Source organism: Moheibacter sp. (genome assembly GCF_049672845.1).
Taxonomy (GTDB): Bacteria; Bacteroidota; Bacteroidia; order Flavobacteriales; family Weeksellaceae; genus Moheibacter.
In genome coordinates this window covers 94,832-119,711 of record NZ_JBATWT010000011.1, presented here as the reverse complement: position 1 = coordinate 119,711, position 24,880 = coordinate 94,832, and the positions used below count along the sequence as shown (strand labels likewise).

The window sequence follows — 24,880 nt, the reverse complement described above, 5'->3', positions numbered from 1 at the left end:
TCAGCTAGAAATCAGCAAAAATCACGCCCGAACGATATCAGCGCCAATTGCGCGGAGTCGGGTGTCAATTTGTTCGTAACCTCTGTCAATTTGTTCAATATTGTGTATAATACTTTTTCCTTTTGCTGAAAGTGCGGCGATAAGAAGCGCGATTCCAGCTCGGATATCGGGCGAACTCATTGTGGTCCCGCGCAAAGGTGTTTCGTGATTTTGTCCAATGACAGTGGCTCTGTGTGGATCGCAAAGAATAATCTGAGCGCCCATATCAATTAATTTATCTACGAAAAACAATCGGCTTTCAAACATTTTTTGGTGCACCAGCAAGCTTCCTTTTGCTTGGGTGGCAATTACCAAAACGATACTCAACAAATCCGGTGTAAAACCAGGCCAAGGCGCGTCTGAAACGGTAAGAATGGAACCGTCCATAAATTTCTGGATTTTATAATGTTCCTGTGCGGGAATGTATATATCGTCGTTTTGTTTTTCCAATTGAATGCCGAGTTTTCGGAAAACATCGGGGATGACGCCTAAATTGTCCCAAGACACATCTTTTATGGTCAGTTCCGATTTGGTCATGGCTGCCAATCCAATCCAAGAACCAATTTCAATCATATCGGGCAAAACGGTATGTTCGGTTCCTGAAAGTTCTTCTACCCCTTCAATGATCAATAAATTGGAACCAATACCTTCTATTTTTGCGCCCATCCGGACGAGCATTTTGCATAATTGTTGAAGATAAGGTTCACAGGCGGCATTGTAAATCGTTGTTTTTCCTTTGGCCAAAACAGCCGCCATCACGATGTTGGCCGTTCCGGTTACAGAAGCTTCTTCCAATAACATATAAGTACCTTGAAGTGGTTTTCCGTTTTCAAGTTCTACACCGTAGAAATCTTCTCCTTCTTCGAATCGGTATTTTGCGCCTAAGTTGATGAATCCTTGGAAATGTGTATCCAAACGTCTTCGTCCTATTTTGTCTCCACCCGGTTTTGGCATATAGGCCTTTCCATATTTGGCGAGAAGCGGTCCCATCAGCATAATGGATCCACGAAGTGCAGCTCCGTCTTTTTTGAATTCTTTGGTTTGCAAATAATCCATCTGAATATCGTCTGCCTGAAAGGTATAATCTCCTTTTGCGTTTTTTTGGACTTTCACTCCGAGATCTCCCAGGATTTCAATCAATCGGTTGACATCCCGTATGTCGGGAATATTTTTAATCCGAACCGGCTCGGTTGTTAAAAGTACGGCACACAAAATCTGAAGCACTTCATTTTTAGCACCTTGGGGAATGATTTCGCCACTTAAGCGATTTCCTCCTCTGATTTCAAATACTGACATTCTTGGGTGTTATTTATGTTTGGATTTATTACGGTTATTGTTGTTCTGGGAATTTTTGGTTTTCCGATTTTTATTGGAATGATGATGATTTCCCACTTGTAATCGGTCGTTTGACAATAAAGTTTCGTCTGCATTTCGTAAATCAAAAGCTCCTTCTGACAATTCGAACAAATGGTTGAAAATCGTCTGATCGTCCACGGTGTCTTTGTTCCACAACAAATAACATTTTTTCATATGATTGGCAATTACCATCACCAAACCTTCCTGTTTATCGCCTTCCCATTCTTTGGCGACCTTGATCATGTTTCTGATGTTCTTCCCGTAATATTTGTATTTGTATTCGTCTTTTGGATAACGAACTTTGTTGGGTTTACTGTAAACCTCCTCTGCGGTAGGTTGCGGATACGGCGATTTTACATCCAACTGAAATTTGGACATTATAAACAACTGATCCCAAAGTTTATGCTGGAAGTCGGGGACATCACGCAGGTGCGGATTCAGTTCTCCCATTACTTCAATTATGATTTGTGCAAAGCCATTTCTTTCTTCATCATCTTCTATCGTTAGGCAATAATCCACCATTTCTTGTATGTGGCGGCCGTATTCAGGGATGATTAAGGGTTTTCTCGCGGTATTGTATTCCATTGTAAATTTTGAATGTTCACAAAAGTACAATATCTGAAATTAAATTCTTTTGTTTAACAAAAAATTATAGGTTTTATAATCTTTAGATGAGAAAGAGAATGATTTAAAACTGATTAATTCGTAAAAAATTACGCAACCGACTCCAATCTCTTCTTCAGAGAAGTCAGAAACTGCGAAGCCAGAGCGCCGTCAATCACCCTGTGGTCATAGGAAAGCGAAAGCATCATCATTTTGCAAACGGCTAATTCTTCTTTGCCATCGACAATAATAACTCCTGCTCCGGATCGGATTTCGCCCAAAGCCAAAACGGCAACCTGCGGACGGGAAATAATCGGTGTACCGGCCAAACTTCCAAAAATACCGGTATTACTTACCGTAAAAGTCGTATTCTGAATGTCGGTTGATTTCAATTTATTAGATTTGGCGTTGTTCCCGATAAGATTCACGTTTTCAATGATTTCTTTCAGACTTAAATCATTGACTTTCTTTATGTTTGGAACAATCAGGTTTCCGTCGGGCAAAGCAGTTGCAAATCCCAGATTGATGTCGTTTTTGATGATTAATTCATCTTCATTCATCCAGGCATTGAACTTCGGAAATTCAACCAAAGTTTCGATGACCGCTTTCATGATGAAATGCGTATAAGTTACTTTCACACCGTTTTCTTTCTGGAAATCTTCTTTGATTTTTTCACGGTGATTGACCAAATTCGTCACATTGACTTCCGAAAAAGTCGTCACGTGAGGAATGATCTGATAAGAAGTCTGCAAATGTTCCGCTGCTATTTGTCGGATTCTTGGCAAAGACTCGACTTTATCTTCGGGTTGGATGTTCAGATTTAATTTAGTAGAAACCTTTTGCTGAATTGGTTTTTCGTCTTTTTTAAGAAATTTTAAAATATCGGCTTTGCGAATTCTCCCGTTTTCTCCCGTCGGTTTGATTTGCTTTAAATCTTCGATTTCTAATCCGTTTTCGGCGGCGATTCTCCGAACTACGGGCGATAGAAAAGATTTTCCGTCCAAAGATTTGGTTTCCAATAATTCAACATTGGTTTCGGTTGAAATCGTATCGGTTTCTTTGATTTCAAATTTTTCGGTATGTACAATTGTATCGGCCGAAACTTCCATAACCGCAATCGGATGACCGACTTTCACTTCTTCTCCTTCCTGAACCAGAATTTCTTTGAGAATTCCTTCGTATTCGGACGGCAAATCGCTGTCCACTTTGTCCGTACCGATGGTAACGAACAATTCATCTTTGGCGATTTTATCACCGGGATTTTTCAACCAGTCTGTAATGGTAGCTTCCATCACGCTTTCGCCCATTTTGGGAAGGAGAATTTGGATTTCTTTCATCTCTTGAAGTATTAAGTATTAAGTATCAAGTATTAAGACTTTTCTTATGTCTATATCTTGTTACTTAATACTTCAATCTAATTATTCAAACGCATTGATTCCTGTAATGTCATTTCCGGTAATTAGTAAATGGATATCATGGGTTCCTTCGTAAGTGATAACGGACTCTAAATTAGCGGCGTGGCGCATCATCGGATAATCTCCTACGATTCCCATTCCTCCTAAAATCTGACGCGATTCACGTGCGATATCCAATGCCATTCTCACGTTGTTTCGTTTTGCCATGGAAATCTGCGCAGGTGTCGCTTTGTCTTCATTTTTCAAAGTTCCTAAACGCCAAGCCAACAATTGAGCTTTGGTAATTTCGGTGATAAATTCGGCTAATTTCTTTTGTTGCAACTGAAAAGAAGCAATGGGTTTTCCGAATTGGAATCTTTCCAGCGAATATTTCAAAGCGACTTCATAACAATCAATCGCAGCACCAATTACGCCCCAGCTGATTCCGTATCGTGCTGAATTCAAACAAGAAAGCGGTCCTCTCAAACTGTTTACGTGCGGAAAAACATTCTCTTTTGGAATTTCTACGTTTTCAAACACCAATTCTCCGGTTTTGGAAGCACGAAGTGACCATTTGTTGTGGGTTTCAGGTGTTGAGAAACCTTGCATTCCGCGTTCTACTAGCATTCCGCGGATTTTTCCTTCTTCATCTCTTGCCCAAACCACTGCGATGTCGGCAATCGGTGAATTGGTGATCCACATTTTGGCACCGTTTAGAACATAATGCGAGCCTTTATCGATAATTCTCGTTTCCATTCCGGAAGGATTAGAACCGTGGTTGGGTTCGGTCAGACCGAAACATCCGACCATTTCGCCTGTGGCTAATTTGGGTAGGTATTTTCTTTTTTGTTCTTCTGAACCGAATGTAAAAATAGGATACATCACCAAAGACGACTGAACGGATGCGGCCGAACGTACGGCACTGTCACCGGCTTCAAGTTCTTGCATAATTAATCCATAGGAAATCTGATCCAAACCTGCGCCGCCGTATTCTTCCGGAATATAAGGCCCTAAAGCGCCGATGGCACCCAGTTTGGGCATTAATCCCGGCAAATCGGTGTGGTTATGCGCGGCTTCGTCAATCACAGGTTTGATTTCCTGGTTCACGAATTCACGGACACTTTGCTGAACGAGTTTATTTTCTTCGGTTAGTAAATCTTCTATTTTAAAATAATCGGTTGTCATTTTTGTTTGTTTTGGTGCGTAAAATTAATTAGAAAAACAAGAATGGCAAATAATAAATGAATTGTTATTTATCAACTCATCACTTGTTAATTACCATATTCCGGATGTTTTAATCATCTCCTCCCGGACTTCCCGGACCTGTAGGTCTTCGCTCTCCTTCTTCGGGGCGACTTGGAACCGCTTGTTGGGTCGTATTTTTAGGCGCATTCTGAGTAGGACGTGTATTGGATGTATTATTTCGCGGTTTTGGAGAAGCAGGTACACTTTCCTTTTCATCAGGTATCATCTCAGCTTCCTTCTTCTTCATTTCTTCTTCAGAAACATCTCCTTTTTCATTGTCAGTTTCTTTCTTTTTACCTGTCAGCAAATCTAGAATTTCCTGTGCTTTTTTTGCTTCATCTGTATTCTGATAAGCCACTGTAATCAACTCCAAAGCTGAAATTAAATTTTCCCTTCCTTCGGTTTTTCCTATTGCAAGCGCATTTAAAAGTGAGAATTTGGCAATGATAGCTTCGGTCGGATATTTCTCAATAGCTTCTACTGTACGGGATTTTACTCTTTCATATTCGGCAGCTTTGTATAAATCATAAGTTTCTTCATAGAAAGCCAGAGCTTCTTTTGTAGTGGGTGTAATGAAGTCAACTTCAGGATTCAGAATGTATTCTGCATAAATCGAATTCGGATATTTTGAAAGAATCAAATTTTTATATTCTTCTGCTTTACTCAGATTTTCTTCTTTATTGTTGATGCGGTAAATCTGATAATAGGCCTGAGCTTCAGTTGATTGTTCTTTTGGCGGAGTCGAAACGAGGTGTTCCAATGTTTCAGTCGCCGTTCTCGCATTTTTAAATAAATCATAGTAACCAATTCCCAAAGAAAGTTCCGTGGTATCGCGTTCTATTTTTAATCTGTTCAATTCGTTGGGTTTGGTAGGAATCTGTTCAAGATAGAAATCCAGTTCATACCTTCTCGGATTCTGAGCATCTACCTGCCCCAGCATCTGCGCCTCCTGTTCTTCCAGGCTAAGCATTGCTCCGGTTGAGGATCTCCAGTTATCTGCCAGACGTGCATTTCCCCAAACTCTCTTAAATTCATTTTGACCGTTTGCTTTCAAAGATGTATTGTAGAAATAAAAACTGCTTCCACCACCTTCATCAAATGAGCTTCCAAAGCCTGTTCCTTTTGTCTGTGTCTGAAAAATAGTGGCTTCTTCCTCCATTTGCTTCTGACGTTTGGCATCTTCAATTTTCAATTTAGCGATATAATCTCCAAAGAATTTGTCTTTTTCTTCAGGACTCATATAAGCCAGCTTGAGGATACTATCGTTTTTCTTTACCAGATAATATTTTTCCATGAGTGTTTTCAGAGAAGAATTTCTTTCTGTAATACGCGCAATATCTTTGTCATAGGGTGCCACCGAAAGGGCGCTGTCATAATAAGCCGAAGCATGAACATAATTTCCGTGAGCAAACTCCAAATCGGCATATCGTTCGTAAGCTAAACCTCTCACGTAAGGGTCTGATGCTGGCCCAACAAAGCTTTCTTTTAAATATTTACGTGCTTCTTCAATTTTACCGGCTTTTGCGGCAATATCTCCGATCGCATAAAGGAATTCATTTTTACGGGAAACATAGTTTCCTTTTTTGGAAACGTCCAATAAATGATCTTTGTATGAATTATAACTGTTTTTTTCAGGATCAAAATTGGCTGCGATTGCGAGCTGAGATTTGACTTCCATTTCAAATCCGGGCTTCATCTGATAAACGCGGGTAAAAGCCTCACCTGCTTCATTTTGCATTCCAAGTTTGGAATAAAGCTGACCTTCAATAAAATGATACCTGGCTCTCCTTTTCTTATTCTTTGTATTTCGGATAGTTTTTTCCAAAACATCCAGTGCATCTTCATATTCTCCCTTTCTGATCATGTTTTCCGCATAATATTTGGAAAACTTTTCTTTCATTTTCTTTTTATATCCATCATCCTTATTCAGATTTTCAAGAATTCTTTCACCTTCAAAATCATTTCCGTTCTGAAAATGTGCCAATGCAGTATACATTCTGGCTTCGGGCGTAAATTTCTTATGATAAGGAAGTTTTGACTGAAGATAATTCAAGGCTTCAAGAGATTCAAAACTTTTACCGTTGTTATAACGTGCTTTTCCAAGAATAAGATAAGCGCGGGTCATGCTTTTATTTCTTTCACGTCCGTTGATGAGCATGGAGTGATTTTCAATGGCTTTCAAAGCCTTTTTTTCCACTAAATCAAATCCGGTTACGGCAGGCTGATTATTGCTGCCGGAACCACCGGGACGGAAGTTTGATGCCTGCTGGTTGATATAATCGTCGGTTAATTCAGGCTGTACAATTTCAGGTCGTGGATCTACGGGAAGGATTTCTGAGTAATTATCCTGATAACTGATTTCAAGTTCATCAATCTTTTTGTCCATTTCTTCTTCCGCATTGAACAAAGTATTGAACCAGGCAGTTGTATTGTGGAAAGCTCTGTTTTTGGCCGAATCTCTTTTAACAGAACAGCTCACCAACAATCCCAAACATGCAAATGCTATTAATTTCTTTTTCATAAGTTATCCAATCCCGACAAAACTACAATAAAAACGCATTAATTAAAAAAATCTTGTATGATAGATTTAAAATCTATTCAGATATTTGCATTTATTAATCAATGGCCAAAAAGAAAAAAAACATACTCCGGAAATTGTTGCAAAAACATACCCTGATCATTCTCAATGAAGAATCGCAGGAAGAACAATTTTCATTTCGTTTAAACAGAATGAACGTGCTGGTAGTCATTGCACTGATGACTTTCTTCACCATTGCATGCACGACACTTACGCTCCTTTATACACCTTTGCACGATTACATTCTGCCATCTGAAAAACAAATCAATGTTCAGGACAAAGAAGAAATACTAAACCTGACCAATCAGATAGAAGAACTGGAAACACGAACCAAAGCCAATGATCTTTACATCAAAAACCTCCGCGCCATACTGCGTGGCGAAGTTCCGATTCCTGAAATTGACACTATGCAAACGCCAATTACCGTAGCCGTTGATCTGAGTAAAATCGACCTTTCTCCGACGGAAGATGACCTTGAACTTCGAAAGGAAGTGGAACAAGAAGAACTTTTCAGCATACAAGGCAATCAGGACAGTCAGGAATCCGGCAATCTTTTGTTTACTCCATTGAAAGGGATGATCACAGCCGGATACGAAACCGAAGAAAACCATATGGCCATTGATATTGCCGCCCAACAGGGCGAAGCCATCAAATCGGTAGCGATGGGAACCGTCATCTTCACCGATTGGACTCCCGACACAGGTTATGTAGTTGTCATTCAACATCAGCGCGGAATGATTTCGGTTTATAAACATGCTTTGACGGTTTATAAAAAAATGGGAGAAGTAGTCAAAAAAGGCGAAGTCATAGCAGCGGTTGGAAATACCGGAGAACTCACCACCGGGCCGCATCTCCATTTCGAACTCTGGATTGATGGAACACCGGTCGATCCGCAACAATACATCGTTTTTTAAATGGGATTCAAATCAGAAATAGCCAGAATTTTTGCCGGAATTAATTCCAAAAGCGAAGAGAAATGGATTACACATCCTGTTGAAACTCAAACTAAAATCTTCCGCGAATTGATTTCCGCCGGAAAACAAACCCAATTCGGGAAAGACCATGGATTTGAAAAAATCCAAACTTATGAAGATTTCAAAAACCAAGTTCCCATCCGAGATTATGAAGCTTTGAAATCCTATATCGATTTAATTCGAAACGGAAAATCCGACGTTCTCTGGAAAGGAAAACCGCTTTATTTGGCCAAAACTTCGGGTACTACTTCGGGTTCCAAATACATTCCAATTTCAAAAGATTCAATGCCTTATCACATAAAATCTGCAAGAAATGCTTTGCTGAATTATATGAGGGAAACTGGAAGATCGGATTTTATAGAAGGAAAAATGATTTTCCTTCAGGGAAGCCCCGAACTGGAAAAAGAAAACGGTATCAACGTCGGACGTCTTTCGGGAATTGTGGCGCATTTCGTTCCGAAATACCTTCAGAAAAACCGAATGCCAAGCTGGGAAACAAATTGTATCGAAGATTGGGAAACCAAAGTCGATAAAGTGGTCGAAGAAACCCTGACTGAAAATATGACGCTGATTTCGGGAATTCCGCCCTGGCTGGTCATGTATTTTGAAAAATTAATTGAAAAATCAGGCAAAAAAAATATAAAAGAAATCTTTCCCAATCTCCAACTTTTGGTTACCGGCGGCGTGAATTACAATCCTTATCGGGAAAAAATGATTGAGCTCATCGGCGAAGATCTGGATGTGATTCAGACCTATCCCGCTTCAGAAGGTTTCATCGGATTTCAGGATTCTGTCAAAGCCAACGATTTATTATTGTTGCTGAACCACGGAATTTTTTATGAATTCATTCCGGCTGACGAATTTTTTGATGAAAACCCAAGCCGAATTTCGATTCGGGACGTGGAGCTCGATAAAGATTATGTACTGATTCTCAACACAAACGCCGGACTTTGGGGCTATAACATTGGTGATACCGTTCGATTTACCAGTCTTTCGCCTTATCGGATTGTGGTTTCGGGGCGAATTAAACATTATACTTCGGCCTTTGGCGAACACGTGATTGCGCACGAAGTCGAACAAGCAATGCAAAAAACTTTGAAAAAATATCCGGCAAAAGTTTCTGAATTTACCGTCGCGCCAAAAGTCAATCCGGACGAAGGATTTCCCTATCACGAATGGTTTGTGGAGTTTGCGGAAGAACCGGAAAATTTTGAATTATTCCGTCAGGAACTGGATAAAAACCTGAGAAGTTTTAATTCTTATTATGATGATCTGATTTCAGGTAATATTCTTCAGCAACTGAAAATCTCAAAAATAAAAAAGGAAGGTTTCAATCAATTTATGAAATCCCAGGGCAAACTCGGTGGACAAAACAAAGTACCACGACTTTCCAATGACCGGAAAATTGCCGATGAATTCTATAAACTGAATTTGGTGGAGGCAGAATGAATGAATGATTGAATTCTAAATAATTGAACACTCCGATATTAGTTTGAAATTTCAGTTCATTTCTAAATTAAATCGTTCTATTTAAAACAAAAAAGACTCATAAACTGATAATTATCCTTTTCAATTTTTATTTGATTATTTAACTTTAAGGTTTAATTATTTTAATTTAATCAACTGAATATGAGCACGAAAAGATTCCACGAATACGAAGTAATTTTCAAATACCTAACCGACAATAAAGGAGAAAAAGTGGACAAAGAACCGATTGAGTTTTTATTCCAAAATCATGATGATGTATTCAACATCGTAGATGTTCTGACCGAAAAAGATTTGTTTGAAGATAAATCCCAAACGGTTCAGTTTGCCATAGGTCTGAAACTCTTTGGAGATGTGATGATGAAAAATAAAGACCATGAATTGTTTTCCGAAATGCGCCCTGCTTTTATTGAATTTATGAAGAAATTGAAAGGGAAATAACCCCCGTTTTGTCATGGTTTTTGCCGAAGCAAAAACACACGCCAAAACTTTATATTTCCCAAATTACTCCGAGCTAAAGATCGGAGCTATAAAGCTTTAACTCCTACGGAGTTTTTTTGAATGCAAAAACCTTGTCAAGTTCATCATCAGAATGAAAATACCTTTGACAAGGTTAGAATGTTATTTAGAATGAATACTAAAATCAATCACAAGTTCCGTCGGTACTGCAACTCTGTCCTTGGGACATTTCCAATTTTATTTCAGGATTTTCTTTTCTCCATTCCGTGAAAGATTTGCTCAAAGTATCTAAAAAAGCTTCGGAAGGTTGTGCACCCGAAACGCCATATTTTCGGTCAAAAACAAAAAAAGGAACACCCGTCACCCCGATGCTTCTCGCTTCCTGAATGTCCTGATTCATTTTATATTTAAACTGATCATCGGTAAATGCCGACTCCAATTCTTTTTCGTCCAAACCGGCTTCTTTTCCTAATTCTTTCAGCGTTTCCAAATCGGCAACATTTTTTCCGTCAGTAAAAAAAGCACGGAATAAAACTTCTTCCACTTCATCGCCCAAACCTTTGGTTTTTGCGAACTGAATGAGCTGATGTGCCTTTTGGGAATTCACCATCACCGATTTGTCCAGATGATATTCCAATCCGGCCTGACGTGCCATTTCGGTTACATTTGCCAAGATTCCTTGTACTTGTTCGCGGCTCATCCCCTTTCTTTTGACCAAATAATCTTCCTGGGATTCAGTCGCTACTTCAGGAACGGTCGGATCCAACTGAAAACTTTTCCATTCGACTTCAATTTTATCTTTGTCGGGAAAATCAGCCAGTGCCGTTTCAAAATTTCTTTTTCCGATGTAACAAAACGGACACATTACATCACTCCAGATTTCAATTTTCATAATTTTTTGTTTTAATTTTTTCAATGTTTTGTCATGGTTTTTGCCTAAGCAAAAACACACGCCAAAACCTATTTTCGTTTATTTTTTATCCCCAGAACTGAAGTTCGGGGTTACAAAGCTTTAACTCTTTTAAAACCTTGGCAAGGTTATCATGAAGATTTATTTACTCACTTCATCAAGTAATTTCAAATCCTCTTCGTCCAGATTTAGTTCTGTTGCCGACAAAATCTGCGCCAATTGTTCTCTGGAAGTTGCACTTGCAATCGGTCCGCCGATGTTGGGCTGAGCCGACAACCAAGCCAAAGCGACCGTTGCCGGAACTGAATTATGCTTCTCAGCGACTTTATCCAGTGCATTCAAAATATTCAGTCCTTTTTCGTTCAGATAGTTGGCTGCGCCATGTCCACGTGGACTTTTGTTGAAATCTGCTTCGGAGCGATACTTTCCAGTTAAAAATCCAGAAGCTAAAGCGTAATATGGGAATACCGTTAAACCGTATTCCGCTACAATCGGTGCATAATCAGTTTCGTATCCGCTTCTTTCTACCAAATTATACAAAGGTTGGAAAACTTCGTATTTCGGAAGGTTATTGTGGGTTGAATATTCCAATGACTCCTTCAAACGAGCCGGAGAAATATTGGAAGCCGCAATATGTTTCACTTTTCCTGATTTTACCATTTCGGCAAAAGCTTCCAATGTTTCAGCAACCGGTGTTTTCTCGTCGTCATAATGCAGATAATACAAATCAATATAATCGGTCTGAAGTCTTTCAAGGGATTTGTCCACCGACTCCATCAAGTGTTTTCGGCTGGCATCGATTTCATTTTTCACACCCGTTGGACCGCCTGCTTTGGTGGCGATGATTAGTTTACCTCGATTTCCACGTGCTTTCATCCACTTCCCGATGATGGTCTCCGATTGTCCGCCAGGACCGCCGTCCACCCAATACGAATACATATCGGCCGTGTCAATGAAATTAAATCCGGCTTCGAAATAAGCATCAAGAATTTCAAAGGATTTCTCTTCGTCCAAAGTCCATCCGAATACATTTCCGCCCAGGTTAAAAGGTCTGACTTCTAAATTGGTATTTCCTAATTCTATTTTTTTCATTTTTTATTTTTTTAACTATCTAATTATTTGATTTTGTCATGGTTTTTGCCGGCGCAAAAACCCACGCCAAAATCTATTTTCGTTTATTTTTTTATCCACGAGCTGAAGCTCGGGTTTACAAAGCTTTAACTCCTACGGAGTTTTTTATCGTTGTTTTTACCGAGTACAACCACACAACATTTTTCTTCGATTGACATTTCTCCCCTAACTGAAATTCAGGGATAGTAGTTAATCCCACTTATGAACTGTTGACAAGGCATATTTCCCACCGCCGGTGAACATCAGACCCAAACCTCCAAAGAGGAACAAAGCGATTCCTTCATGTAACCATGCTCCGGATTTTCCGAGGGCAAAAAGAGGATCCATGTGCGCCATCAAAAAGGCTACAATCATCACGATGGCAAATGCAACTGCAGCTAATCGGGTGCGATATCCGATAATGATCATCAAGGCGGCAATTGTTTCACCAAGATGTACACCATAGGCCAAAAACTCGGGCATTCCATAAGCTGCGAGCATCGATTTGATGCCATCTACACCATAAATCACTTTGTGAAATCCATGCATGAACATTAATATTCCTAAACTTAAACGAAATATTAGTAGTCCTAAATCTATGTTTTTATTTTTCATTTTATCAGAAGAATTAGATTAGTAAGCCGCTGTAAAACGTTCTTTGTGGTGTTTCGGTTTTTCGATTTCGTCCATTAGCACAACTGCTACGTCTTCCGGAGAAAGTTGGGATGTATTGTTCTCATCCACTACCGGATGGTCTTTTCCGAGACGATATTTTCCGGTTCTTCCCGTTGTAATTCCGGGATGCATTTCTATGGCCGGACTGAAAAACGCCCAATCCAAGTCTTTTTCTTCTTTTAAAATATTGAGATAGTCTCTTGCGGCCGTTGCACCGGGTTTGATTTCAGCCGGGAAATCGGGAGAGTCCACCAATTGTTTATTTTCAGCATCGTAAAGACTTCCTGCTCCACCAATGACCAAAAGGCGTTCTACTCCCGCTTTTTTCACGGCTTCCTGAATGGATTTAGAACCTTTCAGAAAATCATCGTAAAGATTCGGGTTCGTCCATCCGGCATTGAATGCGCTGATTACCGCATCTTGTCCTTTGAGGGTTTCGGCAAGTTCGCCAACCTCATTGACGTCGATGGCTACTTTTTTAACGTCTTCAGTTAGTTTTTCAGGATTTCTCGCGATGGCTGTGACTTCCAGTCCGCGGTCTTTTGCTTCTTTTACTAATTTGGAACCCAAAAATCCGGTGGCTCCGATGATCGCTATTTTCATATTCTAAAATGTCTTATATTATTGTAATAAAAATTGTTACATTTATGTTTAAAATTTTTTAATCAAATTCGTCCACAAAAGCTTTTAGGTTTTTGTGTTGAAGTGCATTTACCAGGATTTCGTCGGTTTCCTGGAATAATTTTTCCAGTGCTTTGTTTATATCCTTCCCGATGGGGCAATTCGTACCGGAACAATTGTTTTTCTTTCCGAGAACATTTGAATTTTTGACTGCATTGTAAATATCGGCCAGTGAAATTTCGCAGCTCGAAACATGGAGCATGGAGCCACATAAGGACTGAAAGAAAAAAGCAAACCAATGGTATAGGAAACCATAATCCCAAAACAACAAGTCATCAAAAGAATCATCCGCTCAATCAAATCATCGGATTGAATATAGAGAATTGACAAACCTGCCAGCGAAGCCAATTTCCCGGATTCGATATCGCCTAAATACCAACCGATGAACAAAGGAATTCCCACAGCAATTCCGGCAACGACCGGGAAATGCCATTTTCGTGTGGTTTTATTGAATTGAAAAAAACTATTCATTTTTAAATGCCCGGAAGCAGGAATTCGAAGATTATCTTTCCAATTCTTTTAATAAATCCACCAAATCAATCGGATGGGTGTACATTTCCAAAGAACCATCTGGCTTTTGTGGCCATAATTCGCGCGGTCTGTCCCAATAAAGCTCTACACCGTTTCCGTCGGGATCATCGAGATACAAAGCTTCCGAAACGCCATGATCACTTGCGCCCGTAAGCGGATAATTTGCTTTCCTGATTCGGTCAAAAATCATTGCCAAATCTTTTCGGGTCGGATAGACTATCGCAGTATGGTAAAGGCCAACGCTGTTTCTTGACGCCGGCGGCGCATCCTTGCTGTGCCAGGTGTTCAACCCGATGTAATGATGGTAGCCGCCTGCCGAAATAAAGGCCGCCTGATCACCGTACATCGTGGTGATTTCAAAACCCAATAAACCATTATAAAAAGCAAGGGCGCGTTCAAGGTCAGCCACTTTCAAATGAACATGACCGATTTGTGTTTGCGCCGGAATTTTGTATGAATCCATAATTATTTTAATTTTTAAATAAAGGTCAATATTTTTTTTTCGTATAAAACATAAAAAGGCTGCCCAAACAGACAGCCTCATTTATAAAATAATCAAATCGATTAAGAATTTGTAGGTTTCGGAGCCCATCTGTCATAAGGTGTCATGTCAAAGCTGTTTACTTCTTCCATGGTCAACCCAAGAGCTTTGGCTACTCCTTCCCCGTATTCCGGATCTGCTTTGTAACAGTTTCTGATGTGACGAATCTGGATAAACTTCTCGGCTCCACCGATTTGTCTTGCAGTGTTTCCAAATAATAAATCTGCCTTTCCATCGGCTTTGATGATTCGGAATAAATCACCCGGTTGCGTATAGTAATCTTCATCGTCATCTCTGAAATTATGAGCATATGCATCACCTGTCAATTCCAAAGGTGGTTCTTTTGATTCAGGCTGCTCCTGCCATTCGCCGTAACTGTTTGGTTCGTAATGCAATGTACCACCATAGTTACCATCGACACGCATTGCGCCATCTCTATGAAAAGCATGGTAAGGACATTTTGGTTTGTTTACAGGAATCTGAAAATGGTTTACGCCCAAACGGTAACGCTGAGCATCTCCATATGAGAACAATCTTCCCTGAAGCATTTTGTCCGGAGAGAATCCAATTCCCGGAACAATGTTCGTTGGGTTAAAAGCCGCTTGCTCTACGTCTGCAAAATAATTTTCGGGGTTTCTGTTCAGTTCAAATTCTCCCACCGGAATCAATGGGAAATCTTTTTTCGACCACACTTTCGTCAAATCAAACGGATGGAAACGATAGGTTTTAGCTTGTTCTTCCGTCATGATTTGTATATACATTTTCCATTTTGGGAAATCCTTTCTCTCAATGGCATCAAATAAATCACGTTGAGAAGATTCTCTGTCCATTCCCACTACTTTTGCTGCTTCTTCGTCTGAAAAATTTTCAATTCCCTGCTGGGTTCTAAAATGAAATTTCACCCAATGCCGTACATTATCTTTGTTGATAAAGCTATAAGTATGACTTCCAAATCCGTGCATATGACGATAACCTTTTGGGATTCCGCGGTCACTCATTACAATTGTAACTTGGTGCAAAGATTCAGGAAGTAAAGTCCAGAAATCCCAGTTGTTGTTTGCACTTCTCAGGTTAGTTTTGGGATCACGTTTCACGGCATGATTCAAATCCGGAAATTTCATCGGGTCACGGAAAAAGAAAACCGGTGTATTATTTCCGACCAAATCCCATATCCCTTCATCGGTATAAAATTTAAGTGCAAAACCACGAATGTCACGCTCAGCATCAGCTGCACCTCTTTCACCGGCTACTGTTGAGAAACGTGCAAACATTTCTGTTTTTTTACCGATTTCAGAGAAAATATTAGCTTTTGAATATTGAGATATATCGTGAGTAACTGTAAAAGTACCGAATGCGCCCGAACCTTTTGCGTGCATACGACGTTCAGGAATAACTTCACGGTCGAAGTTGGCCATTTTTTCCAAGAACCAGAAATCCTGCATCAACATTGGCCCTCTCGGTCCTGCTGTCTGTACATTTTGATTGTCAGGAACCGGAGCTCCCGTCTGTCTGGTCAGTTTTGTTTTCTTTTCATCCATTTTTTTCAAGTTTAATTATAATTCAGTTGAGGATATCAGAAATATCCTATAATTGTTTCTCTTTAGTTTTTAGAACTCAGGTTTTTTCCCATCTAACTTACGAAATTTTAACGATATTTTGGAAAAATTTATTTACGCATTTCTATTCCTTGCTTCGCAGCAGCAAGTTAGAATTACTTTGAATTCCATCAGAGAAGTAAACGATTGAATTTCTTTATGATTTGATAAAAGCATTCAAGCCCAATAATGAAATCAGCATTTAATCAAAAAAAATTGCGGAGAACTCTTAGTAAGAGCTCTCCGCAGCTTAAGGGAAAGGTTCAGGTTTAAATGATTTACCTGTTACCTACCATCACGAGTTCATCGACTCGAATTTCAGTGATATAACGCTTTTGACCATCTTTGTCATCATAATTCCGATAGACAATTTTACCTTCGACCGCGATTTCATTACCCTTTTCCACATATTTTTGCATGATTTCTGCAGTTTTTCCAAAAGCCACCAAATTGTGCCATTGAGTGTCTTCAACTTTTTCACCTTTGGCATTTGTGTAATGGTCTGAAGTCGCTAAACTTACTTTTGCAAGTATTCCGTTTTCAAAATTAACGGTTTCAACATCTTTTCCTGTTCTACCGATTAAGGTAACTTTGTTTCTTAGTGACATAACTTTAAATTTTAATTGTTTAACATTCAGATAAGAGACTTTCCTTGTCATCTCAAATCTCTGCTGCAAAGTTTTCACTAAGACCAAAATTTAGTCGGTAGAAAAATATTTAAAATCGATTGTAGTCGTTTGAAATCAATTAAACATCTATTTAACAACAACTTAATTAAATAAAAAATCCCCTTTATAATGATTCCTATAATTTCACATTTCAATCTCCCACCAAAACTCCGCTGATATTCCAGGCACTGAAACTCGTTCCTTCAGGTTCGCCTTGCGGAATTTTCACCTGAACTTTATGTTTTCCGGCCGGTAAATCGCCTAAGTCGATGAGATAAGGATTGGTCACCGTACCGGGGCACCAATTCGAACGACTGTAATCGGATGAAGACAGTCCATTTTGGAAATTCCCCGAAACCGGATTGTAAAGTCGGTAGGAACCGCAATCTTCCCGCCAAGGAATTAAATCAAAAACTAATTTTCCATTCCAAAAAATACTGTTTTTCTTGGGAAGAAATTCATCTCCGTTTGACCAGCCGCCGTGCCCGGTCGTGATGTAGCGAAGTTGGGCATTTTTCATGGCTTCTTTTAGTTCGAATTCCAATTCAAGGCCTTTTTCGGAATTAAACATTGTGGCATATTCCTGACCTGCCATTTCCATTATATTCAAAGTATTAAAAAGCGGAATGATTTTTTTTAAAGCTTCCTCGGAATTCGCTTCGTTGTGAATGGTAATATTCATCGAAATTTGATGTCCGCCTTTGTCGTAGTTTCCGATAAAAACTCCGATATAAGCTTCTTTTTCACTCATTAAAGAGGCAAATTGGGAAATTTCTTGTCGATACATCACCGAATCCTGCCAGGTTTTCCCTTTCAGACTCACGCGATCATTGAAATGTTTGACTCCAAATGGCGTGAAGAAACGCATGAGTTCTACCAAAGGCGAATAATCTGTTGCCGCGACGACGCCTTGGTATTCTTTTCCGTTTCCGTTTGTGTAAATCGGAAGGGTTTTGGCACCGTTTTTCAATCCATCGAGAAAGGATTGTTTTTTATCGGTGGGAATTAAAAAAACCGTTCCGGTTCGATCGTAAGCATCGCCATTGGATTGTTCAATTAAATCCAGAAAAACCTGTTGGGAAGCTTTGATTTCAGGGAATTTCACTTTTTTCACGACGATGGTTCCATTGGCAAATCGCATTACACCTTCCCGAGGTTCAAATTCTTCGGACCAATGAATTAATTGATTTTCAAAAATTGGAAGAGTGGTAAATCGGCTTTTCCAAATATTGTCCTGATAATCCAGTTTGTCTAGTGATTTTGGTTGTGAATTTCTGATTGATTCCGGCCAATTTGGTTTTTCCTTTTTGATTTCGGTAGCCGATATTTCATAATTTCCGTTTCGAACCATTTTCAAAACCAAACCCAATTCTTGTCCGATAATTGTGGGTGCGCCTTTGATGTTTAAATCATTGGTGTACCAGATTTCAATCGTATTGGAATTGATGATGGTTTTGGCTTTTTGGCAATTATAACCCAGAATTTTTTCGGTTTCATTTAAAAATTCAAATTCCTGTTTCTCAATCGATTCATTGTCCACCATCGAAATGACTTCCGAATTATTTAGAAATGCGATTTGTGTAAATTTCTTTTCGTCAGGCTGAACAAATGTCATTTCAAAAGGAAATTTCGCTTCGCCCGCGAGTTGATCCCGATTGGTCATCCAAACATTTTTCTCATTCGCATAAATCCAAATTGGATTTTGGTTGGGATGCTTTTGACCGTGGTAACTCACTTCGTAACTGATGCGAGTTAGTCTGTCGGTTTCAAATTGAATTTGAGAGAAAATCTGATTTCCGACGAGAATCAGAATTGAGAAAAGAAAATTGCGAAACATTTTAATTTTTTAATTCTTACAAACTTAAACAAATGTTGTGAAAAATGGGATAAATGGTGGCGTACCTACGGCACGCCTTTTTATCAACCGTCGCTTTTGCTACAAAGCATTTGCACCGCTGGCACATTGTTGAGGCGATGAAATATTCCCGATGAAAACTATCTTTTCCAAGACCTTGAAGATTAAGGAAAAATCCTGAAAATAAAATTAAAAAACTCACATCTTTTTTCTTAAATTGCAAATACTTTTACTACTAAATACCAAACTTAAGTTTAATTTAACAATCATCAATATGTGCGGAATAATTGGTACATTTTTAATAAATGAAGACGCTGAGAAACTTCGTTATCAGATTCTGAAAATGTCAAAAAAAATCAGGCATCGTGGCCCTGACTGGTCGGGGATTTATACCGGTGAAAATGCGATTTTATCGCACGAACGATTGGCAATCGTCGATCCGAGTTCCGGAAAACAACCTCTATTTGGAAATAATAATAAATTGGTTTTGGCCGTAAACGGCGAAATTTATAATCACCACGAACTCCGAAATCAATTTCCGGATTATCCTTTCAAAACCAATTCGGATTGTGAAGTAATTCTGGCATTGTATCAGGAAAAAGGCCCGGATTTCCTTGATGACCTCAACGGTATTTTTGGTTTTGCGCTTTATGACGAAGAAAAAAATGCGTTTCTCATTGCCCGCGATCATATGGGCATTATCCCATTATATTATGGTTTCGACAATTACGGACAATTTTATGTTGCTTCCGAATTGAAAGCTTTGGAAGGTGTGTGTTCGTCCATCAAGACTTTTCCGCCCGGACATTACATTTACAGTCCCGAAGGATTGGAACCGAAAAAATGGTACAAAAGAAATTGGGAAAATTTTGAAAATGTTCGCGAAAAAACCACGGATATTTCTGTTTTGCGTGATGCACTGGAAAAAGCGGTTCATCGGCAGTTGATGTCCGATGTTCCTTATGGGGTTTTGCTTTCCGGTGGATTGGACTCTTCGGTTGTGGCGGCGATTACCAAAAAATTTGCAGCCAAACGAATTGAAAGTGGCGACAAAGAAGAGGCCTGGTATCCTCAATTGCATTCCTTTGCGGTGGGTTTGGAAGGTTCGCCCGACTTGATTGCCGCAAGAAAAGCAGCTAATCACATTGGGACGATTCATCACGAAATTAATTTTACCATTCAGGAAGGATTGGATGCGCTTCGCGATGTGGTTTATTACCTCGAAACCTACGATGTCACCACCATTCGTGCTTCGACTCCCATGTATCTGATGGCACGTGTTATAAAATCCATGGGCATCAAAATGGTACTTTCGGGAGAAGGTTCCGATGAGATTTTTGGCGGTTATTTGTATTTCCACAAAGCACCGAACGCTCAAGAATTCCATGAAGAAAACGTACGAAAACTCAGTAAACTTTATTTGTATGATAATCTTCGTGCCAACAAATCCATGGCGGCTTGGGGAATTGAAGCCCGTGTTCCTTTTTTGGATAAAGAATTTCTGGATGTAGCGATGCAAATCAATCCTGAAGACAAAATGATCAAAGACGGAAGAATGGAAAAATGGGTCGTTCGGAAGGCTTTTGAAGATTATTTACCACCGGAAATTGCTTGGCGTCAAAAAGAACAATTTTCGGACGGAGTCGGTTATAGCTGGATTGATACGCTCAAAGAAATGGTCAATGAAAAGATATCAGATACTCAATTGATGAATGCGGAATCTCGTTTTCCGGTCAATCCGCCGATGAGCAAAGAAGAATATTTTTATCGATCTATTTTTGAAGAACATTTTCCTTCCAATACCGCTGCGCTAACGGTTCCCTATGCGAAATCGGTGGCTTGCAGTACGCCTCAGGCTTTACTTTGGGACGCCGCTTTTCAGAATATGAATGATCCTTCCGGTCGCGCGGTGGCTAATGTGCATAAGGAAGCTTACCAATAATTTCTCAAAAATTAATTCTAATAACTAAAACCTATTTTGAAATCATTACTAAAAATATCAACGTTAGATTTAAGTCAAAATAGGTTTGTAAATTTGGGGAAATTCAAAAAATTATGCCCGTTAAATATTCGGTTTTAGACCTAGCTTCGGTCGTAGAAGGAGATTCTTACAAAAAAACCTTTGAAAAATCTGTAAAATCAGCTCAATTCGCAGAAGAATCGGGATACGAACGATATTGGTTTTCCGAACATCACAATATGCCAAGTGTCATCAGTTCGGCAACTTCTATTTTGATTAATCATATCGCCCAAGCAACGAAATCCATTCGTGTGGGTGCCGGCGGAATTATGCTGCCCAATCATTCGACACTTTCCGTGGCAGAGCAATTTGGGACTTTGGAGGCTTTGTTTCCGAACCGAATTGATCTGGGATTGGGGCGTGCGCCCGGAACAGATCCTTTGACGGCCGTGGCGTTGCGCCGTGGCGACCAGAATTTCAATTATAATTTCGAATACCATATTCAGGAATTATTTCAATATTTCAGTGCGGAGAATTCGGATGCCAAAGTGCGTGCTTTTCCGGGCGAAGGTGCCAATGTGCCGGTTTATATTTTGGGTTCGAGTACCGACAGTGCTTTCCTTGCTGCCAAATTAGGATTGCCTTATGCCTTTGCCGGACATTTTGCGCCGGGACAATTTCAACAGGCATTTGAGATTTACCAAAGCCGTTTTACGCCGAGTCAACATTTGGATACACCTTATTCCATTTTATGTTTAAGTGTTTTCGCTGCCGAAACGGAAGACGAAGCGGTTTATCATTCGCTTCCGCAATTTCAGGCAATCGTCAATTTATTGACTGACAACCGCCAGCCACTGACTTCCCCTGAAAAAACAAATCTGGAAAATCTAAGTCCGGAATTGCAGGCAGGCGTTCATCGGATGACGGCCTTGAGCATGATCGGCGACAAAGCCATTTTGAAAGAAAAAATCGGGAGAATTGTAGAGGATTTGAATTTAAATGAGATCATGGTCTATACCAATATGTTTGATTTCGAAGCGAAGCTGAATTCGTACAAAATCACATCTGAAGTTTTTCAGGAATTGAATGAATGAATGTATGTATGAATGAATGAATCAATTAATCTTAATTTTACATTATAAATCTGCGCATATCTGCGAAATCTGCGGGTAATTTCTCCCACTAATAGCGCTGATTTTCGCTGATAATTTAATTTTATTTCCATTCTCGGTTTATTATCTTTACGGCGCTAAAACCGCTTTATGTTTCAGAAAAACAATCCCAAAGTTGTCAATGCCTGGAAGTTTTATGATTGGGCCAATTCGGTTCATTCCTTGGTGATTGCTTCTGCGGTTTTCCCGATTTATTATGGTGCTGTAACGCTTTCTAACACTGCAAATCCGACTAAATTTATGGGGTTTCATCCCGAAGCAGCTTTCAATTTCTCCTTGGCAATTTGTTTCTTTCTCGTGATTTTGATGTCGCCGGTTTTGAGTTCGGTTGCCGACACCATCGGAAACAAAAAAAAGTTTCTGAAATTCTTTTGCTACCTCGGTTCTTTCAGTTGTATGGGACTTTTCTTTTTCACAGAAGAAAACATTTGGCTGGGATTATTGTTGAACTTATTGGCTGCCGTAGGATATTGGGGAAGCATGGTTTTTTATAATTCTTATCTCCCCGAAATCGTCACTGAAGATCGTATGGATAAAACATCTGCGCAAGGATTTATGGTCGGATATGTGGGCTCTGTCATTCTTCTGGTGATTTGTCTGGTTTTAATTCAGGTCGTGGGTGCAGGAAATGAAGGTTTCTGGACGCGACTGAGTTTTGTGCTTGTCGGACTTTGGTGGATGGGTTTTGCGCAGATTACCTTTCGCCGGCTTCCGACGAATATTTACAATAAAAAAATTCCGAGAAGTATATTCAAATCGAGTTTTAAAGAACTTCGAAACGTTGCCCGTGAATTGAATTCTTATTCGACTTTACGGATTTTTCTGGGGTCATTTTTCTTTTACAGTCTTGGGATGCAAACCATTTTTCTGGTGGCGGCACTATTCGGACAATCCGAAATCGGATTGACAACGGACAAACTGATCATGACGATTTTATTGATTCAGATTGAAGCCATTTTAGGCGCTTGGTTATTTTCGTTTTTATCGGGAAAAATAGGCAACCGAAATACACTTTTGATTGGAATTTTCATTTGGATCATCGTTTGTTTATTGGGTTATACCATCGAAAAAGAAAGTCCTTCGGTAGAAACGCAGTTTTACATTATGGCCGCTCTGGTCGGATTGGTAATGGGTGGAATTCAGTCACTTTCCCGTTCGACGTATGCGAAATTATTGCCACCCACAGAAGATCATACCACTTATTTCAGTTTTTACGATGTGTTTGAAAAAATGGCATTGTGTTTGGGACTTTTCACATTCGGACTAATCATAGAAATGACCGAAGGAATGAAGGTTTCGACCTTGGCAATGGGTGCTTCGTTCTGTATCAGTTTCGTGATTATGTGTTTCTTGAAAATGAAAAAGCCGGTTTCAAATTAAATCAAATTTTATGCTGAAGAATAAGTTTACACTGGATTATTGGAAGAAAATTCTGCAAATTACGATCAAAGCAGTCAAAGGATTTGGTGATGATCGTTGTATGAAATTCAGTGCTTCGCTGGCTTATTATACCATTTTTTCCATTGGTCCTTTATTGCTAATCGTTATTTGGTGCATCGGGTTTTTCTACGGACAGCAATTGGAGGAAGGGACTTCTGCCCAAATGGAAGTTTTCGAAGAATTAAGTGAGATTTTCGGTACAAATGTGGCTAGTTTTATGCAAAGTTCGATGGAGAAAATGATGATCCAATCAGACTCCAACCTGGGAATTATCGTCGGGATTGGGACTTTATTATTTACTTCAACAACAGTTTTTGTAGATATTCAGGACTCCATCAATGCGATTTGGGGCGTAAAGCCAAAACCTAAAAAAGGTTGGCTTAAATTAATTCTGGATCGATTGATTTCTTTGTCAATGATCCTTGGGCTTGGATTTTTATTGATTACATCCTTGCTGGTCAATTCATTTATAATGCTTTTCACCAATTATATAACCGAAATCATCCCGGGCATTACGCTTAGTATGCTGAACTGGATCAACACCGGAATTACCTTTTTGGTGATTACCACCTTGTTTGGATTTATTTTCAAAGTTCTACCCGATGCAAAAGTCCGAAACCGTGACATCATCGGCGGTGCGATTTTCACTTCTTTATTATTCATGTTGGGGCGATACGGAATTTCCTTTTATTTGCAACACAATGCGACGGCAAGTGCTTTTGGAGCTGCCGGATCGGTGATTTTACTCTTGTTATGGATTTATTATTCGGCGGCTATTTTGTATTTCGGAGCGGAATTTACCAAGGAACATTCCAAAGTTTTTGGGAATGGAATTCAACCATCCACTTATGCCGTTTTGGTTGCCAAAACAGAAATTGCGGTGAAAGGCGGTGACGATGCGGCAGTAAAAGAAGGCGAAATTCTACTGGAAAAAGACGAGAGTAAATGTGAGGAGGGCTAGGCTTTATTTATAAATTTCAATAAACTCTGTTATTCTAAGAATTTGAGTTGAATTAAATTGCTGAATTTCAAGCAAATCTCCATCACCAGTTAAGAGATAATCTGCTTCTGAATCGACTGCAAGTGCCAGTAAAAAATTATCCTTTTCATCTCTGCACTCATTTACTACCGATTTAACATCTATAAATTCGGCGTAATCTTGAATTATTTCAATAAGACTTTCAACATCCTTAATTTTGAAAAAGCGTTTAAACTTTGGTCGAGCAACCACTTCAAGGAACTCGCTTAAAAGTTCTTCGCTAAAAATTAAAACAGATTTACCAGAAAGAATTATTTCATCGAGTTGTGCGAAATTTTTAGTAATTAGAAAGCTAATCCAAAGATTGGTATCAATAATTATCCTTTTCGACTTATTTCCCATAACGCTCATTCCGAACTTTTTCCACTTCAGCCGTTATTTCATCTAAAGTAGGCGCAGAATCAGAATTGGATCGTAATTTTTTCAAAACACCTGAGAAACCGCTCCTTGAATCCTGTCTTATTGAAATTAATTTCTGATCCGCCAAATCACGTAGTAATTTAACTGCTTTCGGATTTAATATTTCAATTTTGATACTGGTATTCATATTAATCATTTGACTCAAATATA

General features: G+C 39.4%; 23 protein-coding genes. 7 read left to right on the top strand and 16 right to left on the bottom strand.

The features are described 5' to 3' along the window. Positions 1-21: 21 nt before the first annotated feature. The 5 genes from murA to WBF63_RS04585 form a co-directional block, all read right to left on the bottom strand. Positions 22-1,335 carry a UDP-N-acetylglucosamine 1-carboxyvinyltransferase gene (gene murA, locus WBF63_RS04605; protein ID WP_424368529.1) on the bottom strand — a complete coding sequence of 438 codons (1,314 nt, stop codon included), beginning with the start codon at positions 1,333-1,335 and terminating at the stop codon, positions 22-24. A 9-nt stretch (positions 1,336-1,344) separates the two neighbouring features. Continuing rightward, positions 1,345-1,980, bottom strand: a complete 636-nt coding sequence (locus WBF63_RS04600; RefSeq protein WP_424368528.1) for a DUF4290 domain-containing protein — start codon at positions 1,978-1,980, stop codon at positions 1,345-1,347. 128 nt (positions 1,981-2,108) lie between these two features. Continuing rightward, positions 2,109-3,335 (bottom strand): dihydrolipoamide acetyltransferase family protein, encoded by a 1,227-nt coding sequence (locus tag WBF63_RS04595; RefSeq protein ID WP_424368527.1) that lies wholly within the window; start codon positions 3,333-3,335, stop codon positions 2,109-2,111. 81 nt (positions 3,336-3,416) lie between these two features. Next, positions 3,417-4,577 carry an acyl-CoA dehydrogenase family protein gene (locus tag WBF63_RS04590; protein ID WP_424368526.1) on the bottom strand — a complete coding sequence of 387 codons (1,161 nt, stop codon included), beginning with the start codon at positions 4,575-4,577 and terminating at the stop codon, positions 3,417-3,419. 109 nt (positions 4,578-4,686) lie between these two features. Beyond that, a complete protein-coding gene (locus WBF63_RS04585) occupies positions 4,687-7,158 on the bottom strand; it encodes a tetratricopeptide repeat protein (protein ID WP_424368525.1) in 2,472 nt (823 codons plus the stop codon). A gap of 101 nt (positions 7,159-7,259) precedes the next feature. Here WBF63_RS04585 and WBF63_RS04580 point away from each other — a divergent pair, with 101 nt between their 5' ends. The 3 genes from WBF63_RS04580 (at position 7,260) to WBF63_RS04570 (ending at position 10,115) form a co-directional block, all read left to right on the top strand. After that, positions 7,260-8,129: a M23 family metallopeptidase gene (locus WBF63_RS04580; protein ID WP_424368524.1), complete on the top strand. Its 870-nt coding sequence runs from the start codon at positions 7,260-7,262 to the stop codon at positions 8,127-8,129. After that, positions 8,130-9,638, top strand: a complete 1,509-nt coding sequence (locus WBF63_RS04575) for a GH3 auxin-responsive promoter family protein (RefSeq protein WP_424368523.1) — start codon at positions 8,130-8,132, stop codon at positions 9,636-9,638. A 180-nt stretch (positions 9,639-9,818) separates the two neighbouring features. Continuing rightward, complete coding sequence (locus WBF63_RS04570; protein WP_424368522.1) at positions 9,819-10,115, top strand: DUF3861 domain-containing protein; 297 nt, start codon at positions 9,819-9,821, stop codon at positions 10,113-10,115. A 202-nt stretch (positions 10,116-10,317) separates the two neighbouring features. On the opposite strand, the gene WBF63_RS04565 is transcribed toward WBF63_RS04570, so the two are convergent. The 9 genes from WBF63_RS04565 to WBF63_RS04525 form a co-directional block, all read right to left on the bottom strand. Then, positions 10,318-11,025, bottom strand: coding sequence for a DsbA family oxidoreductase (locus WBF63_RS04565; RefSeq protein ID WP_424368521.1), 708 nt, complete (start codon positions 11,023-11,025; stop codon positions 10,318-10,320). Positions 11,026-11,184: 159 nt separating this feature from the next. After that, positions 11,185-12,135 carry an aldo/keto reductase gene (locus tag WBF63_RS04560; RefSeq protein WP_424368520.1) on the bottom strand — a complete coding sequence of 317 codons (951 nt, stop codon included), beginning with the start codon at positions 12,133-12,135 and terminating at the stop codon, positions 11,185-11,187. A 228-nt stretch (positions 12,136-12,363) separates the two neighbouring features. Further along, positions 12,364-12,768 carry a DoxX family protein gene (locus WBF63_RS04555; RefSeq protein ID WP_424368519.1) on the bottom strand — a complete coding sequence of 135 codons (405 nt, stop codon included), beginning with the start codon at positions 12,766-12,768 and terminating at the stop codon, positions 12,364-12,366. Positions 12,769-12,786: 18 nt separating this feature from the next. After that, the gene (locus WBF63_RS04550) at positions 12,787-13,431 is read right to left on the bottom strand and encodes an NAD(P)-dependent oxidoreductase (protein ID WP_424368518.1); all 645 of its coding nucleotides are present in this window, start codon (positions 13,429-13,431) and stop codon (positions 12,787-12,789) included. 156 nt (positions 13,432-13,587) lie between these two features. Then, a complete protein-coding gene (locus WBF63_RS04545) occupies positions 13,588-13,980 on the bottom strand; it encodes a hypothetical protein (RefSeq protein WP_424368517.1) in 393 nt (130 codons plus the stop codon). A 31-nt stretch (positions 13,981-14,011) separates the two neighbouring features. Beyond that, positions 14,012-14,503, bottom strand: a complete 492-nt coding sequence (locus tag WBF63_RS04540) for a VOC family protein (protein ID WP_424368516.1) — start codon at positions 14,501-14,503, stop codon at positions 14,012-14,014. A 101-nt stretch (positions 14,504-14,604) separates the two neighbouring features. Next, positions 14,605-16,119 (bottom strand): catalase, encoded by a 1,515-nt coding sequence (locus WBF63_RS04535; protein WP_424368515.1) that lies wholly within the window; start codon positions 16,117-16,119, stop codon positions 14,605-14,607. A gap of 335 nt (positions 16,120-16,454) precedes the next feature. Continuing rightward, positions 16,455-16,784, bottom strand: coding sequence for a single-stranded DNA-binding protein (locus WBF63_RS04530; RefSeq protein WP_424368514.1), 330 nt, complete (start codon positions 16,782-16,784; stop codon positions 16,455-16,457). Positions 16,785-16,995: 211 nt separating this feature from the next. Then, positions 16,996-18,681, bottom strand: coding sequence for a PNGase F N-terminal domain-containing protein (locus tag WBF63_RS04525; protein WP_424368513.1), 1,686 nt, complete (start codon positions 18,679-18,681; stop codon positions 16,996-16,998). A 292-nt stretch (positions 18,682-18,973) separates the two neighbouring features. Between WBF63_RS04525 and asnB the strand changes: the two genes are divergently transcribed. The 4 genes from asnB (at position 18,974) to WBF63_RS04505 (ending at position 24,232) form a co-directional block, all read left to right on the top strand. Beyond that, positions 18,974-20,641 (top strand): asparagine synthase B, encoded by a 1,668-nt coding sequence (gene asnB / locus WBF63_RS04520; protein WP_424368512.1) that lies wholly within the window; start codon positions 18,974-18,976, stop codon positions 20,639-20,641. 113 nt (positions 20,642-20,754) lie between these two features. Continuing rightward, a complete protein-coding gene (locus WBF63_RS04515) occupies positions 20,755-21,753 on the top strand; it encodes an LLM class flavin-dependent oxidoreductase (RefSeq protein ID WP_424368511.1) in 999 nt (332 codons plus the stop codon). A gap of 168 nt (positions 21,754-21,921) precedes the next feature. After that, positions 21,922-23,211: an MFS transporter gene (locus WBF63_RS04510; protein ID WP_424368510.1), complete on the top strand. Its 1,290-nt coding sequence runs from the start codon at positions 21,922-21,924 to the stop codon at positions 23,209-23,211. Positions 23,212-23,221: 10 nt separating this feature from the next. Then, entirely contained in the window at positions 23,222-24,232 is a 1,011-nt protein-coding gene (locus WBF63_RS04505) for a YihY/virulence factor BrkB family protein (protein ID WP_424368509.1), read from the top strand. Between the two features lie 3 nt (positions 24,233-24,235). On the opposite strand, the gene WBF63_RS04500 is transcribed toward WBF63_RS04505, so the two are convergent. Then, entirely contained in the window at positions 24,236-24,661 is a 426-nt protein-coding gene (locus WBF63_RS04500) for a putative toxin-antitoxin system toxin component, PIN family (protein ID WP_424368508.1), read from the bottom strand. Next, complete coding sequence (locus WBF63_RS04495) at positions 24,642-24,857, bottom strand: hypothetical protein (RefSeq protein ID WP_424368507.1); 216 nt, start codon at positions 24,855-24,857, stop codon at positions 24,642-24,644. The genes WBF63_RS04500 and WBF63_RS04495 overlap by 20 nt, the downstream gene beginning before the upstream one ends. Positions 24,858-24,880 lie beyond the last annotated feature (23 nt).

Bases quoted from the DNA above. Each gene is read 5' to 3' on its own strand.
- WBF63_RS04595 (WP_424368527.1), bottom strand. From the start codon at position 3,335: ATGAAAGAAATCCAAATTCTCCTTCCCAAAATGGGCGAAAGCGTGATG.
- WBF63_RS04575 (WP_424368523.1), top strand. From the start codon at position 8,130: ATGGGATTCAAATCAGAAATAGCCAGAATTTTTGCCGGAATTAATTCC.
- WBF63_RS04585 (WP_424368525.1), bottom strand. From the start codon at position 7,158: ATGAAAAAGAAATTAATAGCATTTGCATGTTTGGGATTGTTGGTGAGC.
- WBF63_RS04515 (WP_424368511.1), top strand. From the start codon at position 20,755: ATGCCCGTTAAATATTCGGTTTTAGACCTAGCTTCGGTCGTAGAAGGA.
- WBF63_RS04570 (WP_424368522.1), top strand. From the start codon at position 9,819: ATGAGCACGAAAAGATTCCACGAATACGAAGTAATTTTCAAATACCTA.
- WBF63_RS04555 (WP_424368519.1), bottom strand. From the start codon at position 12,768: ATGAAAAATAAAAACATAGATTTAGGACTACTAATATTTCGTTTAAGT.
- WBF63_RS04495 (WP_424368507.1), bottom strand. From the start codon at position 24,857: ATGAATACCAGTATCAAAATTGAAATATTAAATCCGAAAGCAGTTAAA.
- WBF63_RS04530 (WP_424368514.1), bottom strand. From the start codon at position 16,784: ATGTCACTAAGAAACAAAGTTACCTTAATCGGTAGAACAGGAAAAGAT.
- WBF63_RS04560 (WP_424368520.1), bottom strand. From the start codon at position 12,135: ATGAAAAAAATAGAATTAGGAAATACCAATTTAGAAGTCAGACCTTTT.
- WBF63_RS04550 (WP_424368518.1), bottom strand. From the start codon at position 13,431: ATGAAAATAGCGATCATCGGAGCCACCGGATTTTTGGGTTCCAAATTA.
- WBF63_RS04505 (WP_424368509.1), top strand. From the start codon at position 23,222: ATGCTGAAGAATAAGTTTACACTGGATTATTGGAAGAAAATTCTGCAA.
- asnB (WP_424368512.1), top strand. From the start codon at position 18,974: ATGTGCGGAATAATTGGTACATTTTTAATAAATGAAGACGCTGAGAAA.
- murA (WP_424368529.1), bottom strand. From the start codon at position 1,335: ATGTCAGTATTTGAAATCAGAGGAGGAAATCGCTTAAGTGGCGAAATC.
- WBF63_RS04565 (WP_424368521.1), bottom strand. From the start codon at position 11,025: ATGAAAATTGAAATCTGGAGTGATGTAATGTGTCCGTTTTGTTACATC.
- WBF63_RS04535 (WP_424368515.1), bottom strand. From the start codon at position 16,119: ATGGATGAAAAGAAAACAAAACTGACCAGACAGACGGGAGCTCCGGTT.
- WBF63_RS04600 (WP_424368528.1), bottom strand. From the start codon at position 1,980: ATGGAATACAATACCGCGAGAAAACCCTTAATCATCCCTGAATACGGC.
- WBF63_RS04510 (WP_424368510.1), top strand. From the start codon at position 21,922: ATGTTTCAGAAAAACAATCCCAAAGTTGTCAATGCCTGGAAGTTTTAT.
- WBF63_RS04540 (WP_424368516.1), bottom strand. From the start codon at position 14,503: ATGGATTCATACAAAATTCCGGCGCAAACACAAATCGGTCATGTTCAT.
- WBF63_RS04590 (WP_424368526.1), bottom strand. From the start codon at position 4,577: ATGACAACCGATTATTTTAAAATAGAAGATTTACTAACCGAAGAAAAT.
- WBF63_RS04500 (WP_424368508.1), bottom strand. From the start codon at position 24,661: ATGAGCGTTATGGGAAATAAGTCGAAAAGGATAATTATTGATACCAAT.
- WBF63_RS04525 (WP_424368513.1), bottom strand. From the start codon at position 18,681: ATGTTTCGCAATTTTCTTTTCTCAATTCTGATTCTCGTCGGAAATCAG.
- WBF63_RS04545 (WP_424368517.1), bottom strand. From the start codon at position 13,980: ATGAATAGTTTTTTTCAATTCAATAAAACCACACGAAAATGGCATTTC.
- WBF63_RS04580 (WP_424368524.1), top strand. From the start codon at position 7,260: ATGGCCAAAAAGAAAAAAAACATACTCCGGAAATTGTTGCAAAAACAT.